At 69.2% G+C, this 22,095-nt stretch carries 17 protein-coding genes; 11 read left to right on the top strand and 6 right to left on the bottom strand.

The window, feature by feature from the left end; all coding sequences use genetic code 11:
* The 6 genes from FZ029_RS17805 to FZ029_RS17785 form a co-directional block, all read left to right on the top strand.
* A partial coding sequence (locus FZ029_RS17805; RefSeq protein WP_149270557.1) for an NAD(P)(+) transhydrogenase (Re/Si-specific) subunit beta occupies positions 1–1,290 on the top strand: 1,290 nt, incomplete at its 5' end.
* A 99-nt stretch (positions 1,291–1,389) separates the two neighbouring features.
* On the top strand, positions 1,390–1,677 hold the full coding sequence (locus FZ029_RS17800) for a DUF1330 domain-containing protein (RefSeq protein WP_149270555.1): 288 nt from the start codon (positions 1,390–1,392) through the stop codon (positions 1,675–1,677).
* Positions 1,678–1,819: 142 nt separating this feature from the next.
* The gene (locus FZ029_RS33950) at positions 1,820–1,948 is read left to right on the top strand and encodes a hypothetical protein (protein WP_256379244.1); all 129 of its coding nucleotides are present in this window, start codon (positions 1,820–1,822) and stop codon (positions 1,946–1,948) included.
* 183 nt (positions 1,949–2,131) lie between these two features.
* Entirely contained in the window at positions 2,132–3,157 is a 1,026-nt protein-coding gene (locus FZ029_RS17795; RefSeq protein ID WP_149197085.1) for an ABC transporter substrate-binding protein, read from the top strand.
* A 30-nt stretch (positions 3,158–3,187) separates the two neighbouring features.
* A complete protein-coding gene (locus FZ029_RS17790) occupies positions 3,188–3,940 on the top strand; it encodes an ABC transporter permease (protein ID WP_085090656.1) in 753 nt (250 codons plus the stop codon).
* Entirely contained in the window at positions 3,928–4,695 is a 768-nt protein-coding gene (locus tag FZ029_RS17785) for an ABC transporter ATP-binding protein (RefSeq protein WP_149270553.1), read from the top strand. The genes FZ029_RS17790 and FZ029_RS17785 overlap by 13 nt, the downstream gene beginning before the upstream one ends.
* 12 nt (positions 4,696–4,707) lie before the next feature.
* Here the strand turns inward: FZ029_RS17785 and FZ029_RS17780 are convergent, their stop codons facing one another.
* From FZ029_RS17780 to FZ029_RS17770, 3 genes are all read right to left on the bottom strand, one after another.
* Entirely contained in the window at positions 4,708–5,922 is a 1,215-nt protein-coding gene (locus FZ029_RS17780) for a threonine ammonia-lyase (RefSeq protein WP_149270551.1), read from the bottom strand.
* Entirely contained in the window at positions 5,919–8,324 is a 2,406-nt protein-coding gene (locus FZ029_RS17775; protein WP_247892362.1) for a penicillin acylase family protein, read from the bottom strand. Before FZ029_RS17775 ends, FZ029_RS17780 begins: the two co-directional genes overlap by 4 nt.
* Before the next feature lie 497 nt (positions 8,325–8,821).
* Positions 8,822–11,188 carry an MHYT domain-containing protein gene (locus FZ029_RS17770; protein WP_149270548.1) on the bottom strand — a complete coding sequence of 789 codons (2,367 nt, stop codon included), beginning with the start codon at positions 11,186–11,188 and terminating at the stop codon, positions 8,822–8,824.
* A gap of 158 nt (positions 11,189–11,346) precedes the next feature.
* Between FZ029_RS17770 and FZ029_RS17765 the strand changes: the two genes are divergently transcribed.
* The gene (locus tag FZ029_RS17765) at positions 11,347–11,940 is read left to right on the top strand and encodes a hypothetical protein (RefSeq protein WP_247892361.1); all 594 of its coding nucleotides are present in this window, start codon (positions 11,347–11,349) and stop codon (positions 11,938–11,940) included.
* 4 nt (positions 11,941–11,944) lie between these two features.
* Here the strand turns inward: FZ029_RS17765 and cbiB are convergent, their stop codons facing one another.
* Positions 11,945–12,907, bottom strand: a complete 963-nt coding sequence (gene cbiB, locus FZ029_RS17760) for an adenosylcobinamide-phosphate synthase CbiB (protein WP_149270546.1) — start codon at positions 12,905–12,907, stop codon at positions 11,945–11,947.
* Positions 12,908–12,975: 68 nt separating this feature from the next.
* On the opposite strand from cbiB, the gene cobD reads away from it, so the two are divergent.
* The 4 genes from cobD (at position 12,976) to FZ029_RS17740 (ending at position 17,369) form a co-directional block, all read left to right on the top strand.
* Positions 12,976–14,070 carry a threonine-phosphate decarboxylase CobD gene (gene cobD / locus FZ029_RS17755; RefSeq protein ID WP_149270544.1) on the top strand — a complete coding sequence of 365 codons (1,095 nt, stop codon included), beginning with the start codon at positions 12,976–12,978 and terminating at the stop codon, positions 14,068–14,070.
* A gap of 136 nt (positions 14,071–14,206) precedes the next feature.
* Complete coding sequence (locus FZ029_RS17750; protein WP_149270542.1) at positions 14,207–15,841, top strand: diguanylate cyclase; 1,635 nt, start codon at positions 14,207–14,209, stop codon at positions 15,839–15,841.
* 31 nt (positions 15,842–15,872) lie between these two features.
* Entirely contained in the window at positions 15,873–16,178 is a 306-nt protein-coding gene (locus tag FZ029_RS17745; RefSeq protein ID WP_149270540.1) for an STAS domain-containing protein, read from the top strand.
* Positions 16,179–16,181: 3 nt separating this feature from the next.
* Positions 16,182–17,369, top strand: coding sequence for a SpoIIE family protein phosphatase (locus tag FZ029_RS17740; protein ID WP_149270538.1), 1,188 nt, complete (start codon positions 16,182–16,184; stop codon positions 17,367–17,369).
* Here the strand turns inward: FZ029_RS17740 and FZ029_RS17735 are convergent.
* Both FZ029_RS17735 and FZ029_RS17730 read right to left on the bottom strand, forming a co-directional pair.
* Positions 17,332–18,252, bottom strand: a complete 921-nt coding sequence (locus FZ029_RS17735) for a response regulator (RefSeq protein WP_149270536.1) — start codon at positions 18,250–18,252, stop codon at positions 17,332–17,334. The genes FZ029_RS17740 and FZ029_RS17735 overlap by 38 nt on opposite strands.
* A 132-nt stretch (positions 18,253–18,384) precedes the next feature.
* A complete protein-coding gene (locus FZ029_RS17730; RefSeq protein ID WP_247892360.1) occupies positions 18,385–21,849 on the bottom strand; it encodes a response regulator in 3,465 nt (1,154 codons plus the stop codon).
* Positions 21,850–22,095 lie beyond the last annotated feature (246 nt).

The raw sequence follows: 22,095 nt of genomic DNA, 5'->3' as shown, positions 1-22,095 counted from the left end.
GGCATGGTCGGCATGACCATCGCCATCCTGACCACGCTGGCGTCCCCCATCGTCCAGTCCTATTGGATGATCGTGCTGGGCATCGCCATCGGCGGCGCCATCGGCTATGTCGTCGCCAAGAAGATCGAGATGACGGCGCTGCCGCAGCTGGTCGCCGCCTTCCACTCGCTGGTCGGTCTGGCTGCCGTCTTCGTGGCGCTCGCTGCCTTCTACTCGCCGGCGGCCTACGGCATCGGCCTGCCCGGCGCCATCGCCAAGGGTTCGCTGGTCGAAATGGCGCTCGGCACCGCCATCGGTGCGATCACCTTCACCGGCTCGCTGGTCGCCTTCGCCAAGCTGCAGGGTCTGGTCACCGGCAAGCCGCTGGTCTTCCCGATGCAGCATCCGCTGAACGCAGCGCTGGGCGTGCTGACCGTCATCCTGATCATCTGGCTGGTGCAGTCGAACTCGTCCGCCGCCATGTGGCTGATCATCCTGGTGGCGCTGGCGCTGGGCTTCCTGCTGATCCTGCCGATCGGCGGCGCCGACATGCCGGTGGTCATCTCGATGCTGAACAGCTACTCCGGCTGGGCGGCCTGCGGCATCGGCTTCACCCTGCAGAACAATTTGCTGATCATCACCGGTGCGCTGGTCGGTTCCTCGGGTGCGATCCTGTCCTACATCATGTGCAAGGGCATGAACCGCTCGATCTTCAACGTCATCCTCGGCGGCTTCGGCGGCGAGAGCGCCGCCGCCGGGGGTCCCGCCAAGGGTCCGCAGGGCTCGGTCAAGGCCGGCTCGGCCGAGGACGCCGCCTACATCATGAAGAACGCCCAGTCGGTCATCATCGTCCCCGGCTATGGCATGGCGGTGGCCCAGGCCCAGCATGCCCTGCGTGAAATGGCCGACGTGCTGAAGCATGAGGGTGTGGACGTGAAGTACGCCATTCACCCGGTGGCGGGCCGCATGCCCGGTCACATGAACGTGCTGCTGGCCGAGGCCAACGTGCCCTACGACGAGGTGTTCGAGCTGGAGGACATCAACCGCGACTTCGGCACGGCGGATGTCGCCTTCGTCATCGGCGCCAACGACGTCACCAACCCGGCCGCCAAGACCGATCCGACGTCGCCGATCTACGGCATGCCGATCCTGGACGTGGAGAAGGCCAAGACGGTGTTCTTCATCAAGCGCGGCATGGCTGCCGGTTACGCCGGTGTCGAGAACGAGCTGTTCTTCCGGCCGAACACGATGATGCTGTTCGGCGACGCAAAGAAGGTCACCGAAGAGGTCGTCAAGGCGATGGAAGCCTGACCGGCATCCATAGCAGTTGACCCGAGCGGGCGCGGGAAGCAAGGCTTTCCGCGCCCGTTTCTTTTGGGCCGAAAAACGACAAGAGAGGATGCGGAAACCATGACCGCCTACATCATCGCCGACGTGCGCGTGACCGACCCCGTCGCCTATGAGGTCTACAAGTCGCTGACCCCCGATGCGATCGCCAGGAACGGCGGACGCTTCATCAGCCGCGGCGGCGAGACGGCGGTGCTGGAAGGCGACTGGCAGCCCAACCGGATCGTGATCCTGGAATTTCCGGACATGGCGGCGGCCAAGGCCTTCTACGACAGCCCGGAATACCGCAAGGCGCGCGAGGCGCGTCGCGATGCCGCCGATTTCAAGATGATCGTGGTCGAGGGTCTGTAACGGACAGCCGACGCCGTTACCGTCGGTTACACAACATCGTCCACGGGACACACCGCAGCAACACGGCCCCGCTATCGCTTACCGTCACCGAGAGACGGCGGGTGGCCCCCGCCGTCCTCCCCACAGTGACGGAAGTCAGGCCATGGACGATGACGATCTCTGCGAACCGTTCGATTCGCACCTCACGCTCTGGACACGCATCGCGGTGGCGATCCTGTTGGTGGGGGTATCGCTCTGCGGCGTGTCGCTCTACCTGCTGACGGAGAGCTGAAGCCGTACCGCCCAGGCCGCCCCGAACCCACAATTTCCGCGGCTTTTCGGCGGAAGCCGATGCGTTAATAACAAAATATTTATGTGTGATATTGAATTCCCTTTCCCAGTTATGTGGAAATCGCTCTTCTCCATCCGCGCAATCGTGCTAAATAGCCTCGGAACCCCAGTCGAGGATGATCCGATGCTCCGCACCACCCGCCGCTTCACCCTTGCCGCCCTGGTTGCCCTTGGGGCTGCCGCCGTGATGCCCGGCACCGTGCGCGCCGCCGATCCGGTGAAGCTGGAAATCGGCTATATTCCCATCCTGGCGGCGTCGCCGCTCTTCATCGTCGATGGGCAGGGCTGGGCCAAGGATGCGGGGATCGAACTGAAGCTGACCCGCTTCGAATCCGGCCCGCACGCGATCCAGGCGATGGCCGCCGGCAAGATCGACCTGCTCTATGCCGGCGTCGCCCCGGTGCTGGTCGCCCGCACCAAGGGCGCCGACATCTCGGTCATCGCCAATTCGGCGGTGGAGGAGATGGTGGTCGCCGCGCGCGGTCCCTTCGCCAAGGCGGTGGGCGCCAACCCGACCGCGGAGTCCTTCAAGAAGTACGCCGCCGAAACCGGCCGCAAGCCGAAGATCGGCACCCAGCCGCCGGGCTCGGTTCCCGACACCGTGCTGAAGCACTGGCTGTTCAAGGTGGTGAAGGTCGATCCGGCCGATGTGGAGCTGGTGCCGATGGGCATCGAGAAGACGCAGCAGGCCCTGCTGGCCGGCGCGCTCGACGCCGCCACCATCCGCGAGCCGACGGTGACCGTCACCCAGCAGATGGACCCGAATGTCGTGCTGGTCGCCACCGGTGCCCAGATGTTCCCGGACCAGCCCGGCACCGTGGTCTCCGCCCGTGCCGAGGTGCTGAAGGCTCATCCCGATGCCATCAAGGCGCTGGTCAAGGCCCACATCCGCGCGGTCGAGTTGATCGCCAAGGATCCGGCCGGTTCCGCCAAGATCGTGAACAACTATCTCGGCAAGGGTCTGATGGAGCCGGCGACGCTGGAAGCCGCCTTCAAGGGCCCGGGGTCGAAGTTCGTCGCCGACCCGCATTCGGTCGTGCCGGCGGTGGAAAAGATGATGGCTTTCACCAAGGAAATCGGCTCGGCCAGCGAGACGGTTCCGGTGGCCGAGGCCTTCGATTTCAGCTTCTACGACGCCGTCGCCAAGTAAGCCGGCCGACCGATGCAGACCGACAAGCCGATGAAGTCCTATCAGAAAGTCGCCCTATCGGCACTGGGCGTGCTCGTCTTCCTGCTGGCGTGGGAAGCGGTGGCGCGCAGCGGCGTCGTGCCGGCCCGGCTGCTGCCGTCGCCTAGCGCGGTGCCTGCCGCCTTCCTGACCGAGTTCAAGAGCGGCACCTGGCAGGAGATGGTGCTGGCCAGCCTGTCGCACTATCTGGTCGGGCTGTCGCTGGGTACCTTCCTCGGCGTGTCGTTCGGCACGGCGGCGGCGCTGTGGGGCAAGTGGGACGCCTTCCAGGCCTGGGTCGTGCGCATGCTGCGCCCGATCCCGGCCATCGCCTGGATCCCCTTCGCCATCATCTGGTTCGGCGTCAGCGAAGGGGCGGCGTCCTTCCTGATCTCGCTGACGGTGTTCTGGATCAACTATTACGCCAGCTACGCCGCGGTGCGCGGGGTGGACAAGGACCTGATCGAGCTTGGCCATGCCTTCGGGCAGGGCGGGCTGATCCCGCGCCTGTTCAAGATCATCCTGCCGGGCGCCCTGCCGGGCATCCTGTCGGGCATGCGCGCCGGGCTGGGGCAGGGCTGGATGACGGTGGTCGCGGCCGAGCTGTTCGGCATCTCCGGCCTCGGCATGCGGATGATGGAGGCCTCGGGCCTGCTGGCGACCCACATCGTCGTGCTCTACATGGTCACCATCGCGCTGCTCTACGGCGTGTCGGATTTCCTGTTCATGCAAGTTCAGTCGCGGGTGCTCTCATGGCAGCGGTGACCCTTTCCAAGACCGCCGCCGCGTCGGTCATCGACCTCGAGGACGTGTCCATCGGCTATGGCAAGGACGCGCCGCCGGTGCTGGTCGACGTCAACCTGTCGGTCGAGCGCGGCAGCTTCGTCGCCATCGTCGGCCCGTCCGGCGTCGGCAAGTCCACCCTGCTGCGCGTCGTCGCCGGCCTGCACGCCGCGCGCAGCGGCGGCGTCACCATCCATCAGGACCGGCGTCCCGGCCATCGCCCGGTCGGGCTGGTGTTCCAGGATTCCCGCCTGCTGCCCTGGCGCCGGGTGATCCGCAATGTGGAGTTCGGGCTGGAGGGACTGCCGGTCAGCCGCGACGAGCGCCGCCAGCGTGCCGAGGCCGCGCTGAAGCTGGTGCGGCTCGACGGCTATGCCCGTCGCTGGCCCTACGAGCTGTCGGGCGGCCAGCGCCAGCGCATCGGCATCGCCCGCGCCATGGCGGTGGACCCGGACATCCTGCTGATGGACGAGCCCTTCGGCGCGCTCGACGCCATCACCCGCCACAATCTGCAGGACGAGCTTCGCCGCATCCATCAGGAGACCGGCAAGACCGTGCTGTTCGTCACCCACGACCTGGAAGAGGCCGTGCATCTGGCCGACCGCATCATCGTGCTGGGCGGCACCCCGGCCCGCGTGGTGCGCGACGTACGCAACAGCGCCGGCCGGGACGGCTCGGTGTTCCGCGATCAGGTGGAACAGCTGCGGTCGGAGATCGCGGACAATTACAGCATCTGAGGGGTGGGGTTCCTACCCCACCTCCACCATCAGGCTGGTCGGATAGCCCGCATCCCTCATCCGTGTCATCAGCGCTTCGACATGGGTCTGGTTGCGGGTTTCCAGCACCACGTCCACCTCGGCCATCTTCACCGGCACATTGTGGAACAGGCGCTGGTGGTGGACCTCGACGATGTTGGCCCCGGCCTCGCCCAGCAGGCGGGTGACACTGGCCAGCGCGCCGGGGGCGTCGGTGATGCCGATGCGCAGGCGGACGATCCGCCCCTCATAGACCAGACCGCGCATCAGCACCTGCGCCATGATGCGCGAGTCGATGTTGCCGCCGGACAGCACCATGCCGACCTTGCGGCCGCGGTAGCGCTCCGGTTCCTCCAGAATGGCGGCGAGCGCCGCGGCGCCGGCCCCTTCGGCGACCAGCTTCTGCACGGTGGCGAGGCGGTAGACCGCTTCCTCCAGCCGGGCCTCGCCCACCTCCACCACGTCGTCGACCAGCGCGCGGATGATCGGCAGGGTCAGGGCGCCGGGCGCCTTCACCGCGATGCCCTCCGCCACCGTGGCGCCGCCGCAGGTGATCGGCTGCCCGGCCAGCGCCTGGCGCACGGCGGGATAGAGGCTGCACTGCACGCCGACGATCTCCAGGTCGGGCCGCAGCGCCTTGGCCGCCGTCGCCATGCCGGCGATCAGCCCGCCGCCGCCGATGGGGATCACCAGCACGTCGAGATCCGGCACATCCTCCAGCAGTTCCAGCGCCGCGGTGCCCTGGCCGGCGGCCACCAGGGGGTCGTCGTAGGGGTGGACGAAGATCAGCCCGTCGCGGGCCGCCAGATCATGGGCGAAGGCGGCCGCCTCGCTCAGCGTCTCGCCATGCAGTTCGACGGTGGCGCCCAGATTCTCCGTCCGCTCCACCTTGGTGAAGGGGGTGAAGGCCGGCATGACGATGGTGGAGCGGATGCCCAGCCGCGTGGCGTGGCAGGCCACCGCCTGGGCATGGTTTCCGGCGGACATGGCGATGACGCCGGCGCGGCGCTCCGCCTCGCCCAGCGACAGCAGCTTGTTCAGCGCGCCACGCTCCTTGAAGGAACTGGTGGCGTGCTGGTTCTCCAGCTTCACGTGCAGCCGGCAACCCGCCATGTCCCCCAGGCGGGGCGCCGGAACCGTGGGCGTTCGGGACAGGTGCCCCGCGATGCGCGCCGCCGCGGCGCGCACGTCCTCCAGAGTGATGGTCATTTCTTGGTTGTCCCGGTGTTGCGTGGTGTGAGTGTCAGCACCTCCGCCCCTGCCGAGACCAGCGTGCCACGGTCGCCGGCCAGACGCAACGAGCCGCCATCGCGCCAGAGTTCGACCAGATCGCCCCAATGGCGGGACCAGATGTTGCCGGACTGGCCGGTGGCGATCACGAAGCGGGAATTGTCCAGATCGGCCAGATCATAGACCGCGCGCAACCCGGCGCCATGGACATGGCGGAAGGGGTTCGCCGGATCGCGGGTCGAGGTCGACCCGCGGTTGACGGTGAAGAAGCCGCCGTCCGTCTCCACCGACAGGTCGGCGGTGCCGCCGATCAGCGGCAGGCGGCTCAGCATCCGGTGGACCAGCGCCGCCTTGTGGTCGTCGCCCCAGCGCCAGCTTTTCGGGCTGGAGCCGTGACGTTCGGCCAGCATCGCCACCGCCGCCTCCAGCGACCGGCCGATCATGTCGGCGCAGCTTTCCTTCTGCGGGGTGGTGATGTCGTCGCACCACTCCGGCCGCTCGCTCAGGACATGTCGCAACGCCTCCGGACGAAGCTCCCAGTAGGAAGCGAAATCGGGGCCGAGTTCGTCGGCGAACACCACCCGGACCAGTTCGCGCATCCAGGCGGTGAAGATCAGCGGTTCAGGCCGGTTGCGGTCCATCCGGCCGTCCCAGTTGCGCAGAAGCGCCGCCGCATCGCTGGCAACGCCGGGCGGGGCCGGGTATTTCAGCAGCTCGGGCAGGAAGTCGCGGGCGGGAAGCGAGACGATGTCCATCTGCTGGCGCGCCACATCCTCGACGGAAAAGCGCCCGGTGCCCAGCATCTCGACGATGCGCTTGGCGCGCGACGGATCGGGCCATTCGGTGGCGAGGCGATAAGGGTAGTCGCGCCCGACCACCGCGTTGTTGGCGTTGACGAACTGCCCCGACGGCGGGTTCACCGCCTGCGGCAGGGCGTAGTAGGGCAGGAAGCCGGTCCAGTCATATTCGCCGGTCCAGCCGGGAACCGGCACGCGGCCGTCGCCCTTGCGGCGGATCGGCACCCGGCCGGCGGAGATGAAGCCGACCGTGCCCGCCACATCCGCATAGACGACGTTCTGTTGCGGAGCGACATGCAGGCGCAGCGCCTCGCGCGCCGTCTCCGCCGATTCCGCATGGTTCAGGCGGTAGAGCGCCTCGGCGCTGGTGTCGTCGCCGGCAAGGCCGGGGAATGACAGCGCCAGCGCCGGACCGGGCGCGGTGCTGGCGAGCGCAGTGCCGGCGGGCGCGGCGTCCAGGTCGGAGATGACCGGGCCGTGCCGTGTGCTGCGCACGGTCAGCGTCTGCGATGGCTCGCCGGCGATGGCGATGGTCTCGGCGCGCGTCTCGAAGGGCTGGCTGCCGTCCGGGGTCAGATAGCCGGCGGGATCCTGCGGGTCCGGCTTCTCGACGAACAGGTCCTGGGTGTCGCTGTGGGTGGTGGTGAAGCCCCAGGCGACCTTGCCGTTGTGGCCGAGGATGGTCAGCGGCACCCCCGGCACCGTGGCGCCGGTGACGGTGAAGTCGGGCGTCACGATGCGGGCGAGATACCAGAGGATCGGCGCCTCAAGCCCCAGATGCGGGTCGTTGGCGAGGATCGGCTTGCCGGTGGTGGTGCGGGCCCCGGTCAGGACCCATTCATTCGACGCGGTGTCGAAACCCATCTGCGGCAACGCCGCCAGGGTGCGCTTCACCGTTTCCCGCAAATCCATTCCGCGCAGGTCGGTCGCCAGCGTGGTGGGGGCGCCGGGAGCGTCGGGAGGGAACAGGTCGTCGACCTGGACCGGCGACAGCCGTTCCAGCACGCGCGAGCGGAACAGCTCGTCGCGGTAGTTGGCGGACAGCTGCAGCGCCATCAGCTTGGCCCAGACCAGACTGTCGGCGACCGTCCAGGGCTCCGGCGTGTGGCGCAGAAGCTGGAATTCGACGGGCAGCGCCTCCGACCGCGTGGCGAGATAGGCGTTCACGCCCTCGGCATAGGCCTCGAAAGCGGTGCGGGCGTCCGGCGACAGGGTGGCTTCCATCGCCTCCGCCGAGCGGCGGACGCCCAGCGTGCGCATCAGCCGGTCGCTGCGCAGGGCGAAGTCGCCGTATTTGGTGCCGATCAGCTCGGCCAGCCGGCCGGCGCCGGCACGGCGCATCGTCTCCATCTGCCACAGCCGGTCCTGGGCGTGGGCGTAGCCCAGCGCGCGGTAGGCGTCGCGCTCCGTCGCCGCGAAGATATGGACGACACCTTGGCGGTCGCGGACGATTTCCGCCGGGGCGCCGCCGCCGGGGATGGCGATGGTGCCGCTGGTCTGCGGCTGCTGCGCCCGCATCCACCAATAGGTGCCGACCAGCGCCACCGGGGGAAGCAGAACCAGCACGCCCGCGACGACCGCCACCTTGCCCCAGCGCCCGCGCGGCAGGCGGAATCGCGGGCGTCCCGGCGGCCAGCTGGAAGGCGCGGCTTGGGAGCGATGCCGCGGTGGTGGAGCGTAGGGAGGAACCGCTTGCGGCGGCGGCTGCACGCCGTAGGGCGGCGCCGGCTGCTGCGGAGGCTGCGGGTAGGGTGCGCCGGGATATGCGGCGCCAGGGTACTGGACCGGTGGCTGCTGCGGGGGCGCTGGATGGCCGGCATAAGGAGGTGCGGCAGGAGGGGCAGCAGGAGGGCCAGGGCGGGACAGCGCACGCGCCAGGGCGGCGCGGAGATGGAAAGCGCAGGTCTCGCCGGCGCGGATCAGGGAACGGCGCAGCATCACGGTCCGTGGGAGAGAATGGGGCGGCGACGGGCGGGGGCCGCCGGGGGGGCTCGTTCGGGTGGCGGATGCTAGTCCGCCGGCCGCCGGCCCGTCCAGGGTTGCTTCGGTGGAGTCGGGCGCTTTTTACCGCCGCGTCCCGCCTATGCGGCCGAGGTCAGGATCTCGCGCAGCATCGGGGCGGACACCGGCTTGTGGATCAGGCGGTGTCCGCTGCGCTGCACCTCGGCGATGCGGGCGGGATCGGTGTCGCCGGTCAGAACCACGGCGGGAACGCGCACGCCGCAGACGCCGTAGATGTCGCGGATCGCCTCCACCCCCGTCCGCCCTTCGCGCAGGCGATAGTCGGCGACGATCATCGCCGGCTGCCGGCCGAGATTCAGCAGCGACGCGATCGCCTCGTCGGCCGATACGGCGGCGACCACCTCGTATCCCCATTCCTCCAGCATCGCTCGCATGCTGAGCAGGATGATGGTGTCGTCGTCGACGACCACGATCAGCCCCTTGGCGTCCGGCAGTTCGGCCGGGCAGCGCACCGGTTTCGGGACCGGGCGGGGAACCGCCGTCGGCAGGTCGAGGAAGAAGCCGCTGCCGCGGCCGGGGGTCGAGCGCACCGCCACCCTATGCGCCAGCAGCCCGGCCAGCCGCCGCACGATGGCCAGCCCCAGGCCCAAGCCCTTGCGCCGGTCGCGCTCCGGGTTGGCCAATTGGGTGAACTCCTGGAAGATGTCCTCCGTCCTGTCGCCGGGGATGCCGATGCCCTGGTCGATCACCGCCAGCCTCAGCGTTCCGCCACGGTGCAGGCAGCCGACCAGGATGTGGCCGCGCTCGGTATAGCGGATGGCGTTCTCGATCAGGTTGCGCAGGATGCGCTCCAGCAGGGCGGGGTCGCTGCTGGTCCAGGCGGAGGTCGGGACATGGCGCAGAGTCAGCCCGCATTCGGTGGCGCGGATGCGGTATTCCTCGGCAAGCCGGTCCAGCAGGGGCCCGAGCGCGAAATCGGTGACGCTGGGCTTCACCACGCCGGCATCAAGCCGCGACACGTCCAGCAGGCTGTCCAGCATCACCCGCAGGCCGTTCAGCGAATCGGTCATGCTGGCCAGCAGCGGCGACGCGGGGTGGTCCTGCAGCTTGTCGGATAAGGCGTGGGCGAAGAAGAACAGCGACTGCAGCGGCTGGCGCAGATCGTGGCTGGCGGCGGCCAGGAACTTCGTCTTGGCGCGGTCGGCGCGCTGGGCGTCGTCGCGGGCCCTAACCGCCTCGATCCTTGCCGCCTCCGCCTCGTCGCGGGCGCGCAGGATCGCGTCCTCGGCGGCCTTGCGCGCGGTGATGTCGCGCATGATGCCGGTGTACATGCGCCGCTTGCCGACATGCCATTCACCCACCGACAGGTCGAGCGGGAAGGTGGAGCCGTCCTTGCGCAGACCTTCCACCTCGCGGCCGATCCCGACGATCCGCCGCTCTCCCGTCCGGTGATAGCGGTCGAGATAGCCGTCATGGGCGCTCCGGTACGGCTCCGGCATCAGCATGTTGACATTGCGGCCGATCACCTCGTCGGCGCGGTAGCCGAAGGTCTTCTCCGCCGCATGGTTGAAGGATTCGACGGTGCCCTGGTCGTCGATCAGGATGATGGGGTCCACCGCTGTGTCGACGATGGCGCGATAGCGCGCCTCCTGCTCCGCCGACCGCTCGGCCTGCTGGCGGCGGTCGAGCAGCGACGACAGCATCGCCAGCGAGAGCAGAAGCAGCGTGCCCACCCCGGTCATGATCGCCAGCAGCGAGGGGGACAGCGCCATCCGCTGCCCGGAGGAGGTCATCGCATGAGCCGGCACGGCGTGGTGAGTGCCCATGCTGTCGGGCGCTGCGGTGCTCACCTCCGTTATCGGCTCCATCCCGGCCGCGGCCATGCCGGTGTAGTGCATCGTCACCACGCCCAGGCCCAGCAGAACGGCGCCGGCGGCACGTTGCAGCGGGCGCCGGGTCCGGAAGGCCAGCCACAAGGCCGCGGTGGAGGCGACGATGGCGACGGCGACCGAAACGGCGACCAGAATGACGTCGTAGGACAGGTTCATGTCCATGCGCATGCCCGCCATCCCCACATAATGCATGCTGACGATGCCGAGCCCCGTCAGGGTTCCCGCCACCGCCAGGGTGTAGCGGCGGGGGCGGTTGCGGGCGACGGCGAACAGGCCGGCACCGGAAACGGCGACCGCCAGCAGGAAGGACAATGCGGTAAGCCCGGCATCATAGCTGATCGGTATGTCGCTGCGATAGGCGAGCATGCCGATGAAGTGCATCGACCATATCCCGGCCCCGAGGGCGAGCGCCGCACTTGCCAGCCGCCGGCCGTCGCCCGGACCGCCGCCGGAGCCGTCGCGACGGTTGGGCGCAATGGAGTGGCTGGCCATGCCGTTGCCGCTGTGATGGGCGAGATCCAGCGCCACATAACCGCCGAACACGGCGATTACATATGACAACGCGACGAGGAGGGGATCGTAATGGCCGGGCACGGTGGGCTTTGCTGTTGTGGGACTACGTTCGGGGAAGGAGCAGACCTGATCGTGCGTGTACAGGAACAATTTGGGTGAAGGTGCCAGCCCCTTCCTACAAACGAAAGGCTCGCCTTGGTGGTAGACAGGGACCTAGGACGTCCGTCGGGATATTTCGAATGAACAGCAAGCTTCCGCCCGGCCCCACCCCAGGGGCAGACAAGCGTACCGCCTCGTCGGTTCGGCCGACGCAGCCGCGGCGGCTGTTGACCCGGCTGTTGCGTCCGGTCGCGACCCTGCTCGCGGTCGGATATTTCCTTCTGGATGCGCTGGCCTACTGGGTGGTGCGGCCGGTGGTTCGTCGGATCGCCCGGCTGCCGCTGTTCGGGCGGATCGGCCACTGGGTGGCCGGTCTGGGACCTTACCCGTCGCTGATCCTCGTCCTGGTGCCCCTGGCGTTGCTGGAGCCGGCGAAGCCCGTCGGGGCGTGGCTGTTCGCCACCGGCCGGCCGATGGCCGGCGTGGCCGTCATCGTCGGGGCGGAACTTATCAAGATTATGTTGGTGGAGCGGCTGTTCCACGTCGCCAAGCCGAAGCTGCTGACCATCGGCTGGTTCGCCTGGGGCTATGTTCGGGTGACGGCCTGGCTCGCCTGGCTGAAGGAGACCGCCCCCTTCCGCGCCGCCCGCCGTCTGCTGTCCGGTCTCCGCCGCCTCGGCCGCCGCGTCCGGCGGCGGCTGTCGCTGATGATGCGGCGGGTTGCGCGGGGCTGAAGGCCTAGCCCAGCGCCGCCAGCACCAGTGCCGAGGCGATCAGCAGTGCGCAGGCGCGGCGATAGAGCACCAGTGCGCGGCCGATGTCGTCGGGGGTGGCGGCGGTGCGGCCGGGGCCGAGCCAGACATCCTCGATCCGGGTGGCGCCATAGACCCGTGGGCCGCCCAGCCGCAGGTCGAGTGCGCCGGCCATCGCCGCTTCCGGCCAGCCGGCGTTCGGGGAACGGTGGCGGTGGGCGTCCCGCCGGACCGACGCCCAGGCCTGCCCCGCGTCGGCCCCGCCGGTCATCCGGGCGGCCCCCACCAGCAGAAGGGCGGTCAGGCGCGATCCCGGCAGGTTGACCAGATCGTCCAGCCGCGCCGCCGCCCAGCCGAAGGCCTCGTGGCGCGGGGTGCGGTGGCCGATCATGCTGTCCGCTGTGTTGACCACCTTGTAGAGCGCCAGACCGGGAAGCCCGCCCACCAGCAGCCAGAAGGCCGGCGCCACCACCCCGTCGGAGAAATTCTCGGCGAGGCTCTCGATGGCGGCGCGGGCGACGGCGGGCTCGTCGAGCGTCGCCGGATTGCGGCCGACGATCATCGACACCGCCTTGCGCGCGCCCTCCAGCCCGCCGGTGCGGAAGCCCTTGGCAACGGCCGCCACATGGTCGTGCAGGCTGCGCTGGGCCAGCAGGGTGGAGGCCAATACCGCCTCCACCAGCCAGCCGAACGGCAGCAGCCGGCAGACCCAGGCCACCGCGACGGCGACACCGCCCACCGTCAGCAGAAGCACCACCACCGCCAGCACGCCGAACGCCTTGCGGCGGCCGAAGCCGTCGGTCTCATGGTTGAGCGTACGGTCAAGCTGGGCGATAAGCGCTCCGATCCACACGACCGGGTGACGGATGCGGGCGTAGAGTGGATCGGGATAGCCCGCCAGCGCTTCGACGATGAGTGCGGTGGCGAGCAGGAAGGGATGCAGCGGCACGGGTGGGACGTTCCAGGCAATGGGGCGGCCGCCGGCCGCGCGTCGGTGAATGAGGAAGAGGCGCGATCATGGCCGAAGACAGCCCGGCGACCAAGCCGTGCGTGACGGACGAACGGCGGACGGGGCAGGAGGCCCCGGCGGGCGGCACCCTGCTGCATGGCGGCGACCTGGATGGCGCGCGCGCCGCATTTCCCGGCGCGCCGGAGCCGTGGGTCGACCTGTCCACCGGCATCAACCCCTGGCCCTACCCGCTGCCGCCGGTGCGGCCGGACGCCTGGAGCCGGCTGCCCGGCCGCGGAGAGGAGGCCGCGCTGCGGAGCGCCGCAGCGGCCAGCTATGGCGCGCCGTCGGCCGATGTGGTGGCCGCGGCGTCGGGATCGCAGGCGCTGATCCAGTTGCTGCCGCGGCTGCGCGCACCGGGCCGCGTCGCCGTCCTGGGGCCGACCTATGCCGAGCATGCCCGCTGCTGGTCGTTGGCCGGCCATGACGTCCGGATGGTGGAGGGGGTGGAGGAGGCCGACGTCCTGGTGATCGTCAACCCCAACAACCCCGACGGCCGGCGCTGGCCCGCCGTGCGGCTGCTGGAGCTTGCCGACGCACAGGCGGCGCGCGGCGGCTGGCTGGTGGTGGATGAGGCCTTCGCCGACATGCGGCCGGAGGACAGCCTCGCGGCGCATGCCGGCAAGCCGGGGCTGGTGATCCTGCGGTCCTTCGGCAAATTCTTCGGGCTTGCGGGGCTGCGGCTGGGCATCGCACTGGCGCCGGCCGGATTGGCGGCGGCGCTGCGCGAGGCCATCGGGCCCTGGGCGGTGTCGGGACCGGGCCTGGCCATCGCCACGGCGGCGCTTGGCGACCGTCATTGGATCGAGGCGACAAGGCGGCGGCTGGCGGCGGCGGCGGCGGATCTGGACCGCATGTTGGAGGTGGCCGGCCTGCGGGTGATCGGCGGGACCGAGCTGTTCCGTCTCGTCGAGGATCCGAGGGCACCGGCGCTCTATCGCGCCCTGGGCGAGGCCGGACTCCTCGTGCGCCGATTCGAACAGCGGCCGGATTGGCTGCGCTTCGGGTTGCCGGGCGCAGCCGAGGACTGGCAGCGGCTTGATGTCGCATTGGCTGTGGAACGTAGCTGGGCACTGCAACCGCGTGAAACGTCAGTGTCTTGAACAATCGGCGAAAATTTTATATACTCAACCGTTTTTAGAAATCCGGCTGCTACACTTCGACCCTGTCGGAAGTCGCCGGCATTGCGGAGACATAAAATTCTATGAAACACTCTCGGCCATGCCGGTACCGGGTTGCATGGTGATGATCTCAGGCCGTGGTGTGGATGACGGGCGCGAAACCGCGTTTTCAGTCTTCGACCGTCTGCCGGTCGGGATTTGCCTCGTCACGGCTTCGGGGATCATCCACCATGCGAATCCGGCCCTGCATGACCTGCTGGGTTGCGAGGCGGGCGGCCTGCCGGGCCGGAGCCTGTGCGAATTCGCACTCGACCATTGTGGCCCCGGTGGCGGCGCGCAGGGTGCGGGAAAGCCGCTCCGCGTCCTGCGGAACGACGGTTCCACACGCTGGGTGACGGTGGCGGAAAGGCCGTGGGACAGCGGGGCAGGCGGCGAGGACGGCATGCAGCGGCTGCTGACCGTGACGGACGTCGATGCCGTTCGCCGGCAGGGCGATGAGGTGAAGGACGACGCCCCGCGCGCCGAGATGCCGGTGGTCGACGCTCTGCTGGAAGCCTCGCCGGTGCCGCTGTTCGTCAAGAACGCCGCCGGTCAGTACATCGCGGTCAACCACGCCTTCTCCCGCCTGACCGGCATCGCCCGCGACGAGATGCTGCTGCGGACCACCTTCGCGCTCACCGGGCCTGACATGGCGAGGGAGCATGCCGGCCACGACCGCGACCTGCTGGAGCATGACGGCAGCGTCCAATACGAGACGCCGATCTGCACGGCTGAAGGCGCGATGCGGACGGTCAACCTCACCAAGACCGCCTTTCACGACGGATCGGGCAAGCCGGCCGGCATCGTCGGCGCCATCCACGAACTGTCCGAATCGCGCCCGAACGAGGAGCGGCTGGAGGCCATCCTCGAACAGAGTCCGATCGGCGTTTCGGTATCCCGGCGCGACGATGGCCGGATCATCTTCGTCAACACCCGCTTCGCCGAACTGATCGGCCTGCCGCGTGAAAAGCTGATCGGCAGCCGCGCCCGCGACTATTACCTGGACAGCCACCAGCGCCTGCGCGTCCTGGAGCGGTTGCGCGGCGGTGGCGGCGTCACCAATATGGAGGTCCAGTTCAAGCGCGCCGACGGCTCGCCCTTCTGGACGCTGTTCACGGTGAATCAGGCGGTGATCCAGGGCATGGCGGTCAATCTCGCCTGGATCTACGACTACACCGAGCGCCGCAGCATGGAAGAGGCGCTGCGCGACATGGCGTCGCGCGATCCGCTGACCGGCATCTACAATCGCCGGTCCTTCATGGACATGGCGCGCGCCCAACTGGCCCGTGCCCACCGGTTCCACGAGCCGCTGTCCGTCTTCGTCCTGGACGTCGACCATTTCAAACGCATCAACGATACCTTCGGCCATGCCACCGGCGACGACGCGCTGCGCATGGTGGCGGCCGGCTGTCAGGCGATTCTTCGGGAATACGACATTCTCGGCCGGCTGGGTGGGGAGGAGTTCGTGGTGGTCCTGCCCGGTGCGACCGCCGACGAGAGCCGGGTGGTGGCCGAACGGGTGCGCCGCCATCTGGCCCGCATGCCGATCGAGGCGACCGACGGCACCTTCCGCCTGACCGCGAGCATCGGCATTGCCGGGCTGGAGGGGGCGACCGACACGCTGGAGCGGGCGATCCATCGTGCCGATCTGGCTCTCTATCGGGCGAAGCACCTCGGCCGCAACCGCGTCGCGGTGTTCGAGCCGGGGATGTAGGCCGGCAGCGTTTTCAACGGTGGATCTGGTGATGGACTACACGGTGCGCGACAACGGCGGCGTGCGCGAACTGGAACTGCGCGGGCAGATGACGTTCGAGGCCGACGCCGGGTTCCGGGAGATCCTGGCGGAGTGGGAGAAGGGCGGCATCGCGGAATGCGTGCTGAACCTGTCGGCCGTCGAATATATGGACTCCGCCGGACTGGGGCTGCTGGTCCTGGCGAACAATGCGGCCAAGCGGACGGGGATCGTCTTCCGCCTGAAGCATCCGCGCGGTCAGGTCCGCGAGTTGATCGAGATCTCGGAGTTCCACACCCTCATCCCCTGCGAGTTCTAGCCGGTGAGCGGCGGCCCGCCCGTCTTGATCGGCCATCCGCGTCCCCATGCCGCCGGTCCGTTGCGCGACGTCCTGGGCCGGCTGGGGGTTTGCGACGTCGCGGTGGTCGACGGCGGCGGGCTGGCCGGGGCACTGGCGGCCGGGTTGCCCCAGATGCTGCTTCTGCATGCCGGCCTGCCGGGATTCGGGCCGCAACTGATGGCGGAACTGCGGACAGAGGCACATCTGCGCGACCTGCCGATCCTCGCGCTCGGCCGCTTCCCCGGCGGGCGGGCGCGGGCGGAGCTGCTGCGGGCCGGCGCGACCGATCTGCTGGCGCGTCCGCTGACTTTGGCGGAGCTGTCGGCCCGCCTGTCGCTGCATCTGGAAAACCGCCGGCTCGACCGCTCGCTGCAGGAGGTGATCCGCAGCCTGCGCAACCACCACAGCGACGCCGTGCAGCGGATGGCGCTGGCGCGTGACATGCAGTTGGACCTGCTGCCTGATGCCACGCTCTGCCGGTCGCTGGAGCGGCGCTACGGCATCGCGCTGGACAGCCATTTCGAATCAAGCTCGGAGCTTGGCGGCGACCTGTGGGGCGCACGGCCGATCGACGACCGGCGCTTTGCGCTGTTCCTGTGCGATTTCACCGGCCATGGGGTGGCGGCGGCGCTGAACACCTTCCGGCTGCATGCGCTGCTCGCCCGCAGCGATTTGCCGGCCGACGACCCGGCCGAGACGCTGCGGGTCCTGAACGGCCTGCTGGTCGGGCTGCTGCCGGAGACGCAGTTCGCCGCGATGATCTATGCCGTGGTGGATGTCGCCGCCGACAGGCTGGTCTATGCCACGGCCGCCGCGCCGAAGCCGCTGGTTCGCCGCCCCGATGGCGGGCTGGATGTGGGGCCGAGCTGCGGCCTGCCGCTGGGCGTCGCGGCCGAGGCGCGCTACCGCAACCAATGCCTGGACTTTCCGCCGGGCTCTGCCCTGGTCCTGTTCAGCGATGCCTTGTACGAGGCGCGCGGCTGGGACGGTCGGATGTTCGGCTATGGCGGTGTGACCGAACTGGTGCGCGGCCTGGGGGATGACGCGCCGGACCGGCCGCTGCGCTGCCTGCTCGACCGCTATTTCACGGCAATGCCGCGGCTGCTGGCCGACGACCTGACGGTGCTGTGGGTCAGTCGGACAGGCCGTCCGACGCCCGGTCCAGATTGACGATGCCGACCACCCGGTTGCCGTTGCCGACATAGGTCAACTGGTCGAATCCGACCATGCGGGCCAGCGCGATCCCGCGGCCATGGGTGGCGTTCGATTGGGAGGCATCGACCGACAGGTAACGGTTGAAGTCGAAACCCGCCCCCATGTCGGTCACGGTGAAGATCACGCGGCTGTCGCTGCGCTCCACATGCACGGTTGCGTACTTGTCGCGATGCTCGGCCGACGCCAGCCGCGCCTCGATCTCGCGCGCCAGCATGCCGCTGGCCTTCAGCCGGCCCTTCGCCTCGAACCCGATGCCGAGGTTGCCGTGCTCCACCGCATTCACCAGGATCTCCGACAGGCCGAAGGTCAGGCTGTGGGCGGTGGCGGCGACGGACGACAGGGTGATGGCGAGATTCTGTGCCTCCTGCAGGGTGCGGAAGCGGAAACGCCCGTCGCGCAGCAGCCCGATGGCGTCGGAGCGGGAGCGCAGATCGCCCTGCAGGCTTCTCAGCCGCCCGGTCGTCTCCTCCGCCGCACGGACGACGGAGCGCAGCAACGCACCGTCATAAGGCTTGATGAGGTAGTAGAACACGCCGGCGCGGATGGCGGCCGCGATCTCCGAACTGCTGTCGGAGATGGTCTGGACGATGACGGGGATGTCGGCCAGATGCGGTTCCTGCTTCATCCGTTCGTACAGTTCCAGCCCGTCGCCGTCGGCGAGCCGGCGGTCGAGCAGAACGACATGGATCGCCGCCCCGCTGGAGGACAGGATTTCCCACGCCTGCGCCTTGGTCTCGGCCTCCAGCGTGCGGTAGCCGATGCGGGAGAGATAGCCGGCAACGATGGCGCGGGTCATTTCCTCGTCATCGACGACCAGAGCGGTGACGGCATCGGCCATGGTCGGCGTCTACTCCAACGGTTCGGGGAGTGGGATCGTAAAATCCGCGGCATTTTACTGAAACTGACGCTATTGCACAATCACCGGCGGCACTGCGTCGCAGCATGGGCGCCCGGCGACCCGGTCGGGGGCTCAGCCGACGGATGCCTCCAGTGCGGCCGCGGCCTTCCGTGCGGCGGACAGCTCGGCGGCGACCTGTTCGCCGGCGGTGGCGGTCAGGGCGTCAAGGTCGCGGTTGCGGGCCGCGGCGACCAGATGATGCGCGGTGGCGGCCAGCCGGTCGAACCCGACATTGGCGGCGGAACCCTTCAGGATATGCGCCTCCCGTTCGATGCCGGCGCAGTCCCCGCGCGCGATGGCGGCACGCAGCAGATCGAGATGCTGCGGGCTGTCGCTGAAGAAGGTTTCCAGCAGCAGCGCGAACCCGTCACCGCCCAACGCGTCGCGCAGCTCATCGATCTTTTCCGCATTGACGGTGGCCGGCTCCGGTTCTGGCGGTGGCTGGGCAGGGGCTGGACCGCCGCCATCGGCAGCGCCGTCGGCGGCCGGAGCGACGAAACGCGCGATGGTGTCCAGCAGCTTGCGGGCATTGATCGGCTTGGACAGATAATCGTCCATTCCTGCTTCCAGGCAGACGGCGGCGTCGCCCTGCATGGCGTTGGCGGTCAGCGCCACCACCGGGATGCGCGCGGCGGGGCCGGACAGCCGGCGGATCCGCCGTGTCGCCGTCAGTCCATCCATCACCGGCATCTGCACGTCCATCAGGACGAGGTCGTAGGGCCGAGCCGTCACGGCCTCCACCGCCTCCTCGCCGTTCGACACCGCTTCCGCGCTGTGTCCGGCGCGGCGCAGCAGGGCCAGAGTCAACTGCTGATTGACCGGGTTGTCCTCCGCCACCAGAACGCGGGCGCGCGGCTTCGCCTCCGGCTGCGCGGCGCGCGGGGCGTCGGTCCCGACGACGGTCGACATTTCGGCCGGCCCGCGGATGGGGAGGGACGCGACTGTGGCGGTGGACGCGCCGTTGCCCGGAAGCGGATGGGGCCAGGATGCCGGGTCGTCCGCAGGCGGTTGCGGTTCCAGCAGCTGGGCGAGGCATTGGCACAGCGTGCTGAAGCGGATCGGCTTGGGCAGGTGGGTATCGACCGGCGCCCGGTCCGGCTCCTGCCCCTCCAGCCTCTGCGACGAGGCGAGCGCCAGCCGGATGCCGGCCAGTTCGGGAATCGACCGGATGCGCCGGGCCAGTTCGGGACCGGTCAGGCCCGGCATGCGGTGATCGAGGATGGCGGCATCGAAGGGCTTGCCGTTCCGGGCGGCGGCGATCAGCCGGTACAGGGCCTGCTCGCCGTTCTCCGCCGTTTCGGTCACGATGCCGAAACCGTCGAGTTGCCTGGTCAGCAGGTCGCGGTTGACGGCGATGTCGTCGACCAGCAGCAGGCGGCGCCCGGCCCAATCGCCGGCCGGCGTCGGCGGATGGGCGCTGCCCGCGCCGCGCTTCAACGGGATGGTCACCCAGAAGGTGCTGCCCGATCCCGGCTGGCTCTCGACACCGATCCGGCCGCCCATCAGTTCCGCCAGCCGCTTGCAGATCGCCAGCCCCAGCCCGGTGCCGCCATGGCGGCGGGCGGGCGAGGAATCCACCTGGGTGAACATGGCGAACAGGCGCGGCCGCTCCTCCTCCGGAATGCCGATTCCGGTATCGCGCACCTCGAACCGGACGCAGACGCCGTCGGGTTCGGAACCGGCGGAAGCGGGCTCCTCGCTCAGCAGGATGGTGACGCTGCCGGTATCGGTGAACTTCACGGCGTTGCCGGCGAGGTTCAGCAGGATCTGCCGCAGCCGCCCGGCATCGCCCAGCAGCGGGCCGCGCAGGCCGGGCGGCACGTAGCTGGCGAGGTCCAGCCCCTTGGCCGCCGCGCGCGGCGCCAGGATCTCCGCCACGCTTTCGACCATCGGCACCAGTTCGAACTCGCCGATCTCCAGATCCAGACGGCCGGCATCGATCTTGGAGAAGTCGAGGATGTCGTTGATGATGACCAAAAGCGATTCGGCGGAATCGCGGATCGTCTCGGCATAGGTGCGCTGTTCGGCCTCCATCGGCGTGTCGAGTAGCAGCCCGGCCATGCCGATCACGCCGTTCATCGGCGTGCGGATCTCGTGACTCATGGTCGCGAGGAATTCCATCTTGATACGCTGGCCGTCCTCCGCCCGTTCCTTGGCGTCGCGCAGGGTATGCTCCAGCCGCTTCTCCTCCGTCAGGTCGCGCAGGATCGCGGCATAGAGCGGCCCGGCCCCGGTCCTGACCAGCGCCATGGAATAGGCCAGCGGGAAGCTCTCCGCCGCCCCGCTGCCATTGGACGCCGACGGCCGCAGGGCGATGGTTTCGCCCCGTGCCGCCAGACCCATGCCGCGGCGGCCCTGTGCGATCTCCTCCAGCGCGCGGGCGGCATCGGTCCGCATGTCCGGCGGCAGCAGATCCAGCACCGACCGTGCGATCAGCCCGCCCGGCGCGCGGCGGAAGATGGCGTGCGCGGCCGGATTGGCCGCCTCGATCACGCCGTCCGGCCTAGCGGTGACGATGCCCTCCGCCGCGGTGTCGACGATGGCGGACAGGCGGGCGTTGGCTTCTTCCAGTTCCTTGCCCTGCCGGCGTTGCGCTGCCAGCGAACGGGCAAGCATCAGCCCGAACATCCCCAGCAGCACGATCATCCCGCCGGACAGCAGGGTCGCCGTCCACAGATTGTCGCGCCACCCGGCCAGCACCGCGTCCTTGCGCACGCTGACCGTCAGGACCAGCGGCCAGACCGGCGTCGTCCGGTAGGCGACGATGCGCGTGTCGGGACCGCCGCCGATATCCGTCCCGGAATGGCGGAACACGCCATATTCGGCCTGCTGCAGATGGCTTCGGAACAGAGGCGTCGCCGCGAAGGAGCGGGCGATCCCCTCCCCGGCCTGCGGCTGGACGGTCAGCAGGGTGCCGTCGTAGCGGTACAGCGCGATGCGGTCGCCCACGCCGGCGACGCTGCCGCCGGCTTGGCCGCCGACTTGGCCGCCGATGTGGCCGCCCTGGACCGCGCGGTACAGTCCCTGGAAATAATCCGGGTTGACGGTGGCGACGACCACCGCCTGCAGCGTGCCGTCGGCGTCGCGCAGGGCGCGGCTCATCGGCAAAATCCAGCGTCCCGACCGCTCGCCCCCGTCGGCGCGGTCGATCAGGCTGCGCCCCGGGCGAGGATCGCCGATCACCAGCCCGCTGCCTTGGCCGGACGTTTGCAGACGGAAAACGTCCAGCTCCGTCAGATAGAATCCTGCGGGGCGCGTCCCCTCGGTGGTTGCGACGATGCGGCCGGTGCGGTCGAGCAGCGTCAGCCCGCGCAGGTGCGGCGAGCGGCGCAACCGGTCGGTCAGCATGGTGGTCGGGTCGGGATCGGTCGCCCCATCCTCGCCGGTCCAACTGGCGTCGGACAGCGAATCGACGATGGAGGACAGGGTCACGTCCACCGACTGAACCGTGCGGGTGGTCGATACCTCGAGCGCCGCAGCGAGGCTCGACAGACTGGTCTCCGCCGAATCGAGCGCGGCCTGCCTTGCGGCGATCAACTGCTGGCCTTGGATTATCAGCAGGGCGAAGACCGCCAGCAGGGCGAAGGCGATGACGCCGCCCCGCTTTTCGAAGAGACCCTTCAGGTCCGCTTTGGCTGGGGACAGGGACAGGACTGCGTTCCGGACGGTCAGATGTGGTCGAGCGACCCGGCATGTTTCGCGGACCCGACCCACAACCGCCTCTGGATTGCAGTCGAATCAAGGCGCTGGACGTCGGCCGTGGTCGAAGTTCGTGTTCGGGAT

Source organism: Azospirillum sp. Sh1 (assembly GCF_008365135.1).
Classification (GTDB): domain Bacteria; phylum Pseudomonadota; class Alphaproteobacteria; order Azospirillales; family Azospirillaceae; genus Azospirillum; species Azospirillum oryzae.
This window is presented reverse-complemented; position numbering and strand designations above follow the sequence as displayed.